General features: G+C 61.5%; 14 protein-coding genes. 13 read left to right on the forward strand and 1 reads right to left on the reverse strand.

Annotated elements, in window-relative coordinates:
* Positions 1–85 precede the first annotated feature (85 nt).
* Positions 86–1,735: an electron transfer flavoprotein-ubiquinone oxidoreductase gene (locus F3H35_RS02275; RefSeq protein ID WP_149778023.1), complete on the reverse strand. Its 1,650-nt coding sequence runs from the start codon at positions 1,733–1,735 to the stop codon at positions 86–88.
* 261 nt (positions 1,736–1,996) lie between these two features.
* On the opposite strand from F3H35_RS02275, the gene greA reads away from it, so the two are divergent.
* The 13 genes from greA (at position 1,997) to F3H35_RS02340 (ending at position 12,450) form a co-directional block, all read left to right on the forward strand.
* Positions 1,997–2,467 carry a transcription elongation factor GreA gene (gene greA, locus F3H35_RS02280; RefSeq protein WP_149778024.1) on the forward strand — a complete coding sequence of 157 codons (471 nt, stop codon included), beginning with the start codon at positions 1,997–1,999 and terminating at the stop codon, positions 2,465–2,467.
* A gap of 15 nt (positions 2,468–2,482) precedes the next feature.
* Complete coding sequence (locus tag F3H35_RS02285; RefSeq protein WP_149778025.1) at positions 2,483–3,502, forward strand: hypothetical protein; 1,020 nt, start codon at positions 2,483–2,485, stop codon at positions 3,500–3,502.
* An 88-nt stretch (positions 3,503–3,590) separates the two neighbouring features.
* A complete protein-coding gene (locus F3H35_RS02290) occupies positions 3,591–4,046 on the forward strand; it encodes a universal stress protein (RefSeq protein WP_007812426.1) in 456 nt (151 codons plus the stop codon).
* 239 nt (positions 4,047–4,285) lie between these two features.
* The gene (locus F3H35_RS02295) at positions 4,286–4,465 is read left to right on the forward strand and encodes a type II toxin-antitoxin system Phd/YefM family antitoxin (RefSeq protein ID WP_188129841.1); all 180 of its coding nucleotides are present in this window, start codon (positions 4,286–4,288) and stop codon (positions 4,463–4,465) included.
* A gap of 764 nt (positions 4,466–5,229) precedes the next feature.
* Entirely contained in the window at positions 5,230–5,793 is a 564-nt protein-coding gene (locus tag F3H35_RS02300) for a NifU family protein (RefSeq protein ID WP_149778027.1), read from the forward strand.
* A complete protein-coding gene (gene tsaB / locus F3H35_RS02305; protein ID WP_188129842.1) occupies positions 5,786–6,370 on the forward strand; it encodes a tRNA (adenosine(37)-N6)-threonylcarbamoyltransferase complex dimerization subunit type 1 TsaB in 585 nt (194 codons plus the stop codon). The genes F3H35_RS02300 and tsaB overlap by 8 nt, the downstream gene beginning before the upstream one ends.
* The gene (locus F3H35_RS02310; protein ID WP_149778029.1) at positions 6,367–6,816 is read left to right on the forward strand and encodes a GNAT family N-acetyltransferase; all 450 of its coding nucleotides are present in this window, start codon (positions 6,367–6,369) and stop codon (positions 6,814–6,816) included. Before tsaB ends, F3H35_RS02310 begins: the two co-directional genes overlap by 4 nt.
* A gap of 132 nt (positions 6,817–6,948) precedes the next feature.
* On the forward strand, positions 6,949–7,866 hold the full coding sequence (locus F3H35_RS02315; protein WP_149778030.1) for a sulfite exporter TauE/SafE family protein: 918 nt from the start codon (positions 6,949–6,951) through the stop codon (positions 7,864–7,866).
* Between the two features lies 1 nt (position 7,867).
* Positions 7,868–8,629, forward strand: a complete 762-nt coding sequence (locus F3H35_RS02320; protein WP_149778031.1) for a TIGR02186 family protein — start codon at positions 7,868–7,870, stop codon at positions 8,627–8,629.
* A 259-nt stretch (positions 8,630–8,888) separates the two neighbouring features.
* Positions 8,889–9,395, forward strand: coding sequence for a hypothetical protein (locus F3H35_RS02325; protein WP_149778032.1), 507 nt, complete (start codon positions 8,889–8,891; stop codon positions 9,393–9,395).
* 164 nt (positions 9,396–9,559) lie between these two features.
* Positions 9,560–10,225: a formylglycine-generating enzyme family protein gene (locus tag F3H35_RS02330; RefSeq protein ID WP_149778033.1), complete on the forward strand. Its 666-nt coding sequence runs from the start codon at positions 9,560–9,562 to the stop codon at positions 10,223–10,225.
* Between the two features lie 230 nt (positions 10,226–10,455).
* On the forward strand, positions 10,456–10,905 hold the full coding sequence (locus tag F3H35_RS02335; RefSeq protein ID WP_149778034.1) for a hypothetical protein: 450 nt from the start codon (positions 10,456–10,458) through the stop codon (positions 10,903–10,905).
* 210 nt (positions 10,906–11,115) lie between these two features.
* Positions 11,116–12,450: an NAD(P)H-dependent oxidoreductase gene (locus tag F3H35_RS02340; protein ID WP_149778035.1), complete on the forward strand. Its 1,335-nt coding sequence runs from the start codon at positions 11,116–11,118 to the stop codon at positions 12,448–12,450.
* Positions 12,451–12,460: the final 10 nt, after the last annotated feature.

Below are 12,460 nucleotides of genomic sequence, written 5' to 3' on the forward strand. Positions count from 1 at the left end.
GCACTCCTATCTAGTATGATGCGCCTCACAAGGCAATGCGGGGCGACCCAAGAGCCACCCCGCACCGGCAGTTTCAACATCTGGCTTACATATTGGGATAGTTCGGCCCGTCTCCGCCCTGCGGTGTCACCCAGTTGATGTTCTGGCTGGGGTCCTTGATATCGCAGGTCTTGCAATGCACGCAGTTCTGGAAATTGATGACGAACCTGGGGTCCTTGCCCTCTTCGCTGACCACCTCGTACACGCCGGCAGGACAGTAACGCTGTGCCGGTTCATCATACTTCGGCAGATTGACGCTGATCGGCACGGACGCGTCCTTGAGCGTCAGATGCGCGGGCTGGCTTTCCTCGTGATTGGTCATCGAGAAACTGACATTGGTCAGCCGGTCGAAACTCAGCTTTCCATCAGGCTTGGGATAGTCGATCTGCTTGTGCTTGCTGGCCGGTTCCGTCGCCTCGGCATCGCTTTTGCCATGTCCAAGGGTGCCGAGCACCGAAAAGCCCACTGTGTTGGTCCACATATCCAGACCGCCCATCGCCAGCGACGCGCCCAGACCATATTTCGACCAGAGCGGCTTGACGTTGCGCACCTTCTTGAGGTCGCTGCCAATGGCGCCGTTGCGCACCTCATCCTCATAGGCGCTCAACTCATCGCTCGAGCGGCCCGCCTCAAGCGCGTCATGCGCGGCTTCAGCCGCCGCCTTGCCCGACAGCATGGCATTATGGTTGCCCTTGATGCGGGGCACGTTGACCATGCCCACCGAGCAGCCCAGCAGGGCGACACCGGGCGCGACCATCTTGGGCATCGATTGATACCCGCCCTCGGAAATTGCCCGCGCGCCGTAGGCCACGCGCTTGCCACCCTTCAGAAGCTCGGCGACCATCGGGTGATGCTTGAAGCGCTGGAATTCCATGTAGGGGTAGAGATACGGGTTCTTGTAGTTCAGGTGGACGACAAAGCCGACATAGACCTGATTGTTTTCAAGGTGATAGATGAACGATCCACCGCCGGCATTCCCGCCAAGCGGCCAACCCATCGTATGGGTCACCTCGCCTTCGTTATGCTTTTCGGGGTCGATCTCCCAGATTTCCTTCATGCCGAGGCCAAATTTCTGCGGCTCCTTGCCGGCGCTCAGATCGTATTTGGCGATGACCTCTTTCGACAGGCTGCCGCGCACGCCTTCGGACAGGAACACATACTTGCCGTGCAACTCCATCCCGGGCTCATAGGCGGGACCGGGCGTGCCGTCGGGGTTCTTGCCGAATTCACCGGCCACAACGCCCTTCACCTCGCCATTTTCGCCATAGATCAGTTCGGAACAGGACATGCCGGGAAAAATCTCGACACCCAGCTCTTCGGCCTGCTCGGCCATCCAGCGGCAAACATTGCCCATCGAGACGATGTAATTGCCATGGTTGTTCATCAGCGGCGGCATCGGAAAGTTCGGCACGCGCAACCGGCCAGCCTCGCCCAGAAGATAGAAATTATCCTGCTTTACCGGTGTGTTGAGCGGCGCGCCCTTTTCTTTCCAGTCGGGGATCAGGGCGTCCAGACCGCAAGGGTCAAGCACCGCGCCCGACAGGATATGCGCCCCTACTTCCGAACCCTTTTCCAGCACGACCACCTCGCGCGATGGATCAAGCTGCTTGAGCCGGATCGCCGCCGACAGGCCCGCAGGCCCGGCTCCAACGATCACCACATCATATTCCATCGCTTCGCGTGTCGCGTCAGACATCTGGTCAATCCTTTCCCAAGGCCTTGCGGTCCGGTAACAAAGTTGCGCACGTGGTTAGCGTGCCATCGCGTCGGGCGTCAATTGAAACACGACGTAATTCATATATGAAACCGGCAAAATACAACTTTGCCGCACCACAATGCGTCTCGCCTGATCATCCCCTATTGCAATGCCCTGCCCCATGCGGGCAATCTGACGAAAATTCAGACGCGAACCGACGGGATCACACGACCCAAGCCGCAAAAGAAGTGGACAGTTACGATGGAGAAGATTCCCATGACCCGCAGGGGCCACACGGCCCTTGAGGTCGAACTCAAGCAACTCAAATCCGAGGAACGCCCGGCGATCATCCGCGCGATTTCGGAGGCGCGCGAGCATGGCGATCTGTCCGAAAACGCCGAATATCATTCGGCCAAGGAAAAGCAGTCCTTCATCGAGGGTCGCATCAAGGAACTGGAAGGCGTGATCAGCCGTGCCGAGGTCATCGATCCGACCAAGTTGAAGGGTCCGATCAAATTCGGCGCGACGGTGACGCTCGTGGATGAAGATACCGATGAGGAAAAGACCTGGCAGATCGTCGGGGAATACGAAGCCAATATCGAAAACGGTCTTCTCAACATGAAATCTCCGATCGCGCGCGCGCTGATCGGCAAGGAGGCGGGCGACAGCGTCGAAGTGCGGACACCCGGTGGCGAGAAATCCTACGAAGTGCTAAAGGTCGAATATATCTGACAGGCACAGGATCCCATGCCCGAGCGCAAGGACCCGCCCGCGACACCGTTGGGCATCTATGACAAGACCGCCAAAGAGCGGATCACCGGAATAGAGGTGATCGCGCTGGCGCTTTCGGCTGTCTGGCTGATTGGGGCAGTGGTCTTTTTCGTGGTGATGGATACCGATGGCACCGCCTCGGAGCCGGGGGGCGTGCTGCGATTCATCATGATCATGCTGGCGATCTTCATGCCGGTCGCCATGATCTGGGTGGCGGCCACGGCGGCCCGCGCCTCGAAGGTGATGCGCGAGGAAAGCCAGCGCCTGCAGGCCGCGATCGACGCGATCCGGCAAGCCTATGTCGCGCAAAATCAGACACGCCACACGATGACCGAACCCACGGTCACCCAGAAGCTCGAAGAGATCGCGGCGGCGCAGCGCAAGGCCGAGACCACGCTGGCGATGTTCTCGTCGACGCGGCATGCCGAGCTGGCACAGGCGGCGGCACAGCCGCCCGCCGAACCGCAGGTCATCGACGATCAGGTGGCGCTGCCCTTGGGCACCACCGCAGACGAGATGCTGCCGCCATTGGGAAAAAGCGATTTCATCCGCGCCCTGCACTTTCCGGAAACCACCGATGACCGCGAAGGCTTTGCCGCGCTGCGCAAGGCGCTGAAGGACCGCAAGACAGCGCAGCTGATCCAGGCCGCACAGGACGTGCTGACCCTGATGTCGCATGATGGCATCTACATGGATGACCTGACCCCCGACATGGCCCGGCCCGAGTTGTGGCGACGTTTCGCATCGGGCGAAAGGGGTCGAGCCGTCGCGGCGCTGGGCGGGGTGCGCGACCGGTCGTCGCTTGCGCTGACGGCCGCACGGATGAAGCAGGATCCGATCTTTCGCGATGCCGCGCACCACTTCCTGAGGCTCTATGACAGGATGTTCACGCAGTTCGCGCAAACCGCGACGGATGCCGAGATATCGCAGATTTCCGACACGAGAACAGCGCGCGCCTTCATGCTTCTGGGGCGGGTTGCAGGCACTTTTGACTGAATAATTTCCTTGTATCGCAATCACTTGAAATCATTCTATTGCCCCGAGCGCAAATCGCGATCATGATGCCGGACCGAGGAGAATACACATGCGCAAGTTTCTGGTCGTCCTGGATGACAGCCGAGAGTGCCTGAACGCGATGCGGTTCGCCGCGATGCGGGCAGCGCATACCAATGCGGGCGTCGAGATTCTGGCGGTGATTCCGCCGGAAGAGTTCAACCACTGGATCGGGGTGGGCGACATCATGCGCGAGGAGGCTCGCGAGCGGATCGAGGCGCATTTCGAGGTCTTCGCGAAATGGATGCGGGACAAGCAAGGCGTTGATCCTGAACTGGTTATTCGCGAAGGCGAGCCGGTCTCCGAGATCATCGCACAGGTGCAGGCCGATCCCGCAATCGGCGTCCTGGTGCTGGGCGCCGGCACCGGCAAGAAGGGCCCCGGACCGCTGGTCACACAGCTGTCGAGAAACTCGGGCAGCCTGCCGATTCCGATCACCATTGTGCCGGGCGACCTGAGCAAGGAACGGCTTGAGTCCATCACCTGAGCACCGGGTCCGGTCAGGGCCGCGAGTTGTGTAGGGTTCGTACGAAACATACACGCGTTCAGGACGAAAATCGGACCAAGGCACGGAATTTGTGTCCATCTCGTACACAACAGGCGCCTGGCTCAGGCGCGCGCCACCTGTCAGACGGATAAAATTCAAACGGTAAAGCGCGGCGCGGAAAGCGTATGTTAACCTTTGTGCGGCAGAGTGCGAAGGATCACGTAGACCCGAGGTGCTTCATGCATGTCCGAACAAGCAGCCGCAAACTCCGCGAGAATTGGCGCGCGTTTCTGGATCACGTCACCGCCACCGATGACAGGCTGGTTGTCACCCGCCATGGTCAACCCGTGGCGGCATTGGTGAGCTTGGGCGATCTGCAGGTCCTCGAAGCGGCAGAAGAGGGGTGCGGCGATGGGTGATAGCATGGTTCTGCATGGGCGATGTTCGCTATGGCTATGGCTATGGCAGTGGCGGTGGGTCGAAAAGGTTCGGGACGCGGTTTTGCCGGTGATCCGCCCTGCGACGGGAGAGATATGGGATATTCGCGGCTCTGGTCCGGTGACGGCGAGAGCCGGTGACGGCCTCGCAGGCCTTTGCATGGCTTGGGAGGGCTTTGAAGGGGGCCGCACGAGACAGGCCGCTCCACGAGACAGGCCCACGAGGCAGGGAATGTCGGAAACCCCGCGTATCAGATCGGGCGGGAATGTCTGAAACTCTGTGTATCAGATCAAACGGGAGTGTCTGAAACTCTGTGTAGCTGAGCGGGTCCATGCGGTTTTCAGGCCCCACGAGACAGTCCCCACAAGACACAGCAACCAAGATCCCCAAGACACAGGCTCACTGAACACGCATGGCCGCTGCAGACACAGGACCACTCAAGGCCCGCAAGACACAGGGCCTGCAAAGGCACGACCCACGAGACAGGCCCAACCAGACAGGCCCAACAACACAGGCCATCCCAAGACCGCACGACACCAAGACACGGCCCAACAAAACAGGCCACCCCAAGACCGCACGACACCAAGACACGGCCCCACACCACAGGCCACGCCGAGACACAGCCTCTCCAGCCCCCCCAAGACACAGGCCCCCAAGGCAGGGAGACAGTTTAGAATCGTTCCAATCCTTGACAGCTGCGCCCTGCGCGCGCATATCTTGAGGAACCACTGGAAAGGCGCGACACATGTTCATTCAGACCGAATCCACACCGAACCCCGCGACGCTGAAATTCCTGCCCGGACAGACCGTGCTGGAAGCAGGGACAGCTGATTTCCCGACCGCCGAAGCCTCGGACAAGTCGCCGCTTGCCGCGCGGCTGTTCGGCGTTCAGGGCGTACGGGGTGTGTTCTTCGGCAATGACTTCGTCACCGTCACCAAGACCGACGACGCCGAATGGGACCATATCAAACCCGCCATCCTTGGGGCAATCATGGAGCATTTCCAATCCGGTCAGCCGGTTATGGCGGTGGATGCCGAACACGCCTCGGGCCATGCCGCCCATGAGGGCGAGGATTCCGAGATCGTGGGCCAGATCAAGGAGCTGCTGGACACCCGCGTGCGTCCCGCCGTGGCACAGGATGGCGGCGACATCACGTTCCACGGCTTCGAACGCGGCGTGGTCTATCTGCATATGCAGGGCGCCTGCGCGGGCTGCCCCTCGTCCACCATCACACTGAAAATGGGCATCGAGAACCTGCTGCGCCACTACATCCCCGAAGTGACCGAGGTGCGCCCGGTTGGTGTCTGACACCCCTGTGATACTGGCTTTCGACACATCGGCCGCGCATTGCGCGGCCGCTTTGCTGCGCGGCGACCGGATCGTGGCCGCGCGCGCCGAAGAGATGGGACGCGGGCAGGCCGAACGGCTGATGCCCCTGCTCACCGAGATACTGGCAGAAGGCGGCGCCACATGGGCCGATCTGGACCGGATCGCGGTGGGCATCGGCCCCGGCAATTTCACCGGCATCCGGATTTCCGTTTCGGCGGCGCGCGGCCTCGCGCTTGCGCTTGGGGTACCTGCGGTGGGCGTGTCGAGTTTTGACGTGGCCGCTTTCGGGCGGGATGCCACGGCGCTGCCCTGCATTCCGGGGCCTCGCGGCCTGAGCTATATCCGTCCGCCCGGAGGCGATCCGCGTCTCGCGGACGATGACGAGATCGCGGCGCTTGGCCTGACACGGGCGGGCCTGCCCTACGCCGCAGAGCTGGCCCGGACCATCGCCCGGATCGCGGCAAAAGCCGATGCCGGCACGGCCCCCGCGCCGCTTTACGTCAAGCCTGCCGATGCGGCCCCGTCGCGCGACGCGCCGCCGGTGATTCTGGAATGACGGAAGCGTTGGCACGTTTGGCGCCGGGGACGGATCAGGCGCAGGCGCTGGCCCGGCTGCACGACCGTGCCTTTGCCGGTCAGTCGCGCCCGTGGCAGGCGTCGGAATTCGAGACGCTTCTGGACTCGGAACATGTGTTTGCGATGGGCGAGCCGCGGGCCTTTGCGCTTGGCCGGGTGATCGCGGACGAGGCCGAGCTTTTGACATTGGCCACCGATCCTGCATCCCGGCGGCAGGGGCTTGCGCGGGCCTGTCTTGCCGCCTTCGAGGACGAGGCGCGCAGGCGCGGCGCCGCACAGGCCTTTCTGGAGGTGGCCGAGACCAATGGCGCGGCGGTGGCGCTGTATCTGGCGGCGGGATATCAGCAGAGCGCGCGGCGCGAAGGGTATTACCGGCTGGACGATGGCAGGCGCGCAGATGCGCTTATCCTGACAAAAAAGCTTTGAGCCGGGGGCGCATCAGAGCACGGTCCAGATAATCCGAAAGATAAGTCCAGTTTAGCAGAATTGATCGGGCCTGACGGGATCTGGGCGCCCTGATCTCTTGCAATGCGAGGGAAACTGCGTCTAGGAACAGCCATGCAAATCTACCTGCCCATAGCCGAGGTGTCGGTCAATGCCTTCCTCCTTCTGGGGTTGGGCGGCATGGTGGGTGTGCTTTCGGGCATGTTCGGGGTTGGCGGCGGCTTCCTGATGACGCCGCTGTTGTTCTTCATCGGCATTCCGCCGGCTGTCGCCGTGGCGACCGAGGCGAACCAGATCGTCGCCTCGTCCTTTTCGGGGGTGCTGGCGCATCTGAGGCGAAAGACCGTCGATCTGAGGATGGGCACCGTGCTGCTTATCGGCGGGTTGCTCGGGGCGGCGCTTGGCGTCGTGGTGTTCAACTATCTCAAGTCGATGGGCCAGGTCGATCTGCTGGTCAAGCTGTGTTACGTCCTGTTCCTTGGCGTGATCGGCGGCATGATGTTCTTCGAGAGCCTGCGCGCGATCCGGCAGACCCGGTCGGGCAAGGTGGTGCCCAAGCGCAAGAAGCACAACTGGATCCACGGGCTGCCGTTCAAAATGCGGTTCCGGACGAGCGGTCTTTACATCAGTGTGATTCCCCCGCTTCTGGTCGGTGTGGCGGTGGGTATTCTGGCGGCGATCATGGGGGTCGGCGGCGGCTTCATCATGGTGCCGGCGATGATCTATCTGCTGGGGATGCCGACCAAGGTGGTTGTGGGCACGTCGCTGTTCCAGATCATTTTCGTGACGGCTTTCACCACGATGCTGCATGCCACCACGAACTTCACCGTGGATGTGGCGCTGGCGGTGCTGTTGCTGATCGGGGGCGTGATCGGCGCACAGATCGGCACGCAGATCGGGACCAAGATGAAGGCCGAACAATTGCGCATCCTGCTGGCGATGATGGTGCTGGCGGTGTGTTTCAAGCTGGCCTTCGACCTGTTGCTGCAACCGTCCGAGCTGTATTCCATCGGCGCGGCCGGGGGGCATTGAGATGCTGAGGCGCCTTGCCCTGCTGATCTGTCTGATGGCGATGCCGGCGACCGCCGAAGAGGTGGTGCTGGGCCTGTCGAGCGACAAGGTGCGGATCACGGCGACCTTCGAAGGCTCGGAGGTGCTGGTGTTCGGCGCGGTCAAGCGGCAGGCGGCGATCCCCGATGAGCCGCTGGATGTGATCGTGACGATCGCGGGGCCGTCGAAGCCGCTGACCATGCGCCGCAAGGAGCGGGTGCTGGGCATCTGGGTCAATACCGACGCGGTGGAGATCGACGCCGCCCCCAGTTTCTACGCGGTGGCGACGACCCGTCCGCTGGATCAGGTGCTGAGCAATGTCGAAGATCTGCGGCACCGGGTGTCGATCAACCGCGCGATCCGGTCGGTGGGCGCCCCTGCCGAGGTGGCGGATGCGCAGACCTTTACCGATGCGTTGATCCGGATCCGCAAGAAGAACCTCAGCTACCAGATGCTGGAAGGCGCCGTGGCGCTGGACGAGCAGACGCTGTTCCGCACCGCGATCGAGTTGCCGGCGAACCTGACCGAGGGCTCGTATCAGACGCGCATTTTCCTGACGCGCGGCGGCGCTGTGGTATCGCAGTTCGAAACCGCGATCGAGGTGCGCAAGGTCGGGCTGGAGCGGTGGATCTACACGCTGTCGCGCGAACAGCCGATGATCTACGGGTTGATGTCGCTGGCCATCGCCATCGCCGCAGGCTGGGGCGCCTCTGCCGCCTTCCGGATGATGCGCCAGAACGGCTGAGCAGCCCCGAGCCAACGGGCCGAGCCATGTGCGGCGCTTCGCTTTGCGCGCAAAAACACCTCCAGATTCCGTGACGTCCGGAAACACCGTGCTGCGCGTGAGAGCGCATTAAGGCGATCCTCGCCCTGCCTTGTTCAGGCTGCGGAGCGACGGCTAGCCTGAGAGACAAAATACTTGACCCACGGATGTCATCAGGGACAGGCTGCATGCGGCGGCATACCGCGTTGGGACTGCCGGTTACCAGTAAAGAGGACGCGTTATGACACCCAATCTCCCCCGCCGATCCAGCACCGCACTTGCCATCGCACTCGCTGTCGCGAGCACCGCTGTCTGTGCCCAAGACCTCGAGTATCTTGGTGAAGTCGAGGGCTGGGACGTGATGGTCGATCCCTCATTGGGCTATGGGTGCTTGATTCAGGCCGAATACAATGACGGCTCCGTGGTGCGTATCGGGTTTGATCGCAACGAAGGTGCCGGTTACGTGACCGCATTCAACGATGCCTGGGGCGATATCGAAGAGGGCGAGGTTTACCCGATCCTTTTCGATCTGGATGGCGCCGAATATGAAGGCGAAGCTACCGGGATTTACCTGGCCGGGGTCCCCGGCGCGGACATCTATTTCGACAATCCCGAATTCCTGTGGGACATCGCCGCGAAATACACGATGACGCTGTATAATGCCTATGGTGAGGTGATGGCCATTGATCTCAGCGGAACGATGGTTGGTCTCGAGGCCGTCATCGAATGCCAGAAAGAGCTGGGGTAAGCCGCAGTGCATGACCGCCTTCCGGAAGATGCGCCGGAACGTTGACGGTGCGGCTGGCCTGTCCTTGTCCAACCCATATCCGGCACCCATCTGCGGGTTCGCCATTGCCGAGCGTCAGCGGCGGATTACCCTTTTGCCGGTGACAGGTCCAGGGAGCAGAGCGGATGCGGGGTTTTCTTTTCGGTATCGTCCTTGTCGCGGCGGGTCCGGCGGCGGCGGAGCGTGTCGAGCTTGACGGGTTCGCGGTAGATCGGTGGGAGGTCACGGTCGGCGCTTTCACCGCGTTTGCCGAGCGCACGGGTCTTGTGACCGAGGCCGAGCGAAACGGCGGCGGCTTTGAATGGGGCGCCGGATGGGAGCGCCGCCCCGGCTGGACATACAAGACGCCGCAAGGGCGGCCCGCATCGGAAAACGAGCCCGCCGTGCATGTGACATGGGGCGAGGCGCAAGCCTTTTGCCGGGATGCCGGAGGCCGGTTGCCGACGCGGGAGGAATGGGCCTCGGCGGCCTATACCGAACAACGCACGGCCCCGTCGGCAGGGTTCGAACAGGAGCGGAGCTACACCTATCCGGTCGGGGATGAGCCGGACGGGATGAACAACAATCGCAGCCATCATGTCGAGGTCGGCACGACCAAGGAAGGGGTGAACGGGCTTTACGACATGGGGGCCAATGTCTGGGAATGGGTGGCCGACCGGCAAGGCGACGACGCCCTGACAGCGGGCGGAAGCTGGTGGTACGGACCGCGCGCCACGCGGATCGACGGGATGCAATGGAAACCGGCGTCGTTCTATGCGGTCTATGTGGGGTTTCGGTGTGTTTATGAGTGAGGGGGCTGCTGGGTAATATCGGGCCTTTGCGGATGTTCGCGTTGTGTGCGGCGAACGGCAGGAAGGAGCCCAAAGTGCATTATGCTGCGTTCGCCAACAATGGCTGCTTTTTCTGCTCGATAAGAAATCTACGCTGGCACGTATTGGCGGTATATTCTGGGTTCAGATGCCATAATTTCGCCGTGTCTGTGATTTATCTGCGCTCGCTGAAACGACGAAAGAGTAATACGATGGAACAGACAATCGAAGAGCGGCCCGCGAAATTTGGATTGGCTGGATTTATGCTGGGTGTTGTAAGTCTCATCGTCATTCTCATTCAACTTTCCGCTTTTTTTGAGCCGCAAGAGAAGAGTAGCGGTTCTGTCATTGGCGAGATTGCAGCAGACATAAAGCAATCCGCCGCGCGTGCATTGTCAGGGGAACCAGCCCCAGAGCGCAGTCCACCGCCCCGAGACTATGGTCGGATCATTACAATTGCCGCGCTCTGCGTGGCGGGTATCGCGGTCGTGCTCGGCGGTATTGGACTATACCGAAACGAACCACACCGGCTTCCATATATGGCCGTTGGCATCGGCGTTTCAGCATTCGTAATGCAGTATATGTTCTGGTTGGCGATCCTGATTTGCGGCGTGGCCCTGCTCATAAGTATTATCGGAAATCTCGATAGTATTTTCGGATAGACATAGAAACTCTCGTCTACAAAACAGACCTTTGCCGTTCGATGTTTGATGGCAGCTCTGTCCGCATAGCAGACCTTGGCCGGGGCTGAAGCCAACGGCCACTCCCCACCCAAATCGACCGGCGCGGCAAGGGCGAGCTTGGTGTTTACATTCCCCCTGATTTAGGTGCCACTGAAGCGCAACGGAGTGCACCACCAAAGGGAGATGACCATGGGCCTGTACCAACAACTTCAGGAACGCCAAGAACGGAACATGCCCCTGCGCGTCGGCGTCGTCGGGGCCGGAAAGTTCGGCACGATGTTTCTGGCCCAGGCCCTGCGCATTCCCGGTGTTCATGTGGTCGGCGTTGCCGATCTGCGGGTCGATGTCGCCAAATCCAACATGGTCTACGCCGGATGGTCCCCTGACCGGCTCGAGGCCGCGTCACTGGACGCAGCGCTTCAGTCCGGCACAACCCATGTGGGCGAAGATGCGATGGCGATGATCGACCATCCCGGCGTTGATATCGTTGTCGAATGTACCGGCAACCCGGTGATCGCAGTCGACCACGCGCTTGCGGCTTTCGCGGCGGGCAAACACGTCATCTCGGCCACGGTGGAGGCCGATGCCGTCTGTGGTGCGGCCCTTGTCGCAAGGGCCGAGGCGGCGGGCGTGATCTATAGCCAAGCCTACGGCGATCAGCCCGCCATGACGGTGGAGCTGGTCGATTGGGCCCGCACCTGCGGTTTCGAGGTCGCCGCCGCGGGACGGGGCCACAAGTGGAAACCCGAATACCGTTTTTCCACCCCCGACACGATCTGGGACTTCTGGGGCGTGACCCCGGAACAGGCCGAGCGCGGACGGCTGAACCCCAAGATGTTCAACAGCTTTCTGGACGGCACCAAACCTGCCATCGAAAGTGCCGCGATTTCCAACGCCACCGGGCTGAATGCGCCGACACATGGCCTGAGCTATCCGCCCGGCGCAATCGACGACATCGCCACCCTGATGCGGCCCCGAAGCGAAGGCGGCGTGTTGGAAGAGGCCGGCATGGTCGAAGTGATCTCGAGCTTTGCGGCAGACGGCACCATGATCCCCAATGACATCCGGCAGGGTGTCTGGGTCGTGGTCAAGGCGACCTCGGACTATGTGAAGAACTGCTTTGAGGAATACATGGTCTCGACCGATGACAGCGGGCTCTATTATTGCAACTTCAAACGCTTTCACCTGATCGGTTTGGAATTGGGTCTGTCCGTCGGCTCGGTTGGCATCCGGAAAGAAGCAACCGGCACCAGCAAGGAGTTTCGCTCGGACGTGGTGGCCGTGGCAAAGAGGGACCTGAAAGCGGGCGAGATGCTGGACGGCGAAGGCGGCTATTGCGTTGCCGGTCAATTGCGCCCGACACGAATTTCAGTGCCGATGAGGGCTTTGCCACTGGGCCTGACGGGCGACATCAAGCTGCTGCGCGATGTGCCGGTCGATACGATCCTGACCTATGACGACGTGGAGATCGACGAAAGCCTGAATGCCGTGAAACTGCGCCGCGAATGCGAGGCGATGGTTTAACGCGTTTCGC

It is taken from the genome of Roseovarius litoreus (genome assembly GCF_900142765.1).
GTDB classification, from domain to species: domain Bacteria; phylum Pseudomonadota; class Alphaproteobacteria; order Rhodobacterales; family Rhodobacteraceae; genus Roseovarius; species Roseovarius litoreus.

Coding starts and splice junctions, on each gene's coding strand:
- F3H35_RS02315 (WP_149778030.1), top strand. CDS start 6,949: ATGCAAATCTACCTGCCCATAGCCGAGGTGTCGGTCAATGCCTTCCTC.
- F3H35_RS02285 (WP_149778025.1), top strand. CDS start 2,483: ATGCCCGAGCGCAAGGACCCGCCCGCGACACCGTTGGGCATCTATGAC.
- F3H35_RS02325 (WP_149778032.1), top strand. CDS start 8,889: ATGACACCCAATCTCCCCCGCCGATCCAGCACCGCACTTGCCATCGCA.
- F3H35_RS02275 (WP_149778023.1), bottom strand. CDS start 1,735: ATGTCTGACGCGACACGCGAAGCGATGGAATATGATGTGGTGATCGTT.
- F3H35_RS02295 (WP_188129841.1), top strand. CDS start 4,286: ATGCATGTCCGAACAAGCAGCCGCAAACTCCGCGAGAATTGGCGCGCG.
- F3H35_RS02340 (WP_149778035.1), top strand. CDS start 11,116: ATGGGCCTGTACCAACAACTTCAGGAACGCCAAGAACGGAACATGCCC.
- F3H35_RS02300 (WP_149778027.1), top strand. CDS start 5,230: ATGTTCATTCAGACCGAATCCACACCGAACCCCGCGACGCTGAAATTC.
- F3H35_RS02335 (WP_149778034.1), top strand. CDS start 10,456: ATGGAACAGACAATCGAAGAGCGGCCCGCGAAATTTGGATTGGCTGGA.
- F3H35_RS02330 (WP_149778033.1), top strand. CDS start 9,560: ATGCGGGGTTTTCTTTTCGGTATCGTCCTTGTCGCGGCGGGTCCGGCG.
- greA (WP_149778024.1), top strand. CDS start 1,997: ATGGAGAAGATTCCCATGACCCGCAGGGGCCACACGGCCCTTGAGGTC.
- F3H35_RS02320 (WP_149778031.1), top strand. CDS start 7,868: ATGCTGAGGCGCCTTGCCCTGCTGATCTGTCTGATGGCGATGCCGGCG.
- F3H35_RS02310 (WP_149778029.1), top strand. CDS start 6,367: ATGACGGAAGCGTTGGCACGTTTGGCGCCGGGGACGGATCAGGCGCAG.
- F3H35_RS02290 (WP_007812426.1), top strand. CDS start 3,591: ATGCGCAAGTTTCTGGTCGTCCTGGATGACAGCCGAGAGTGCCTGAAC.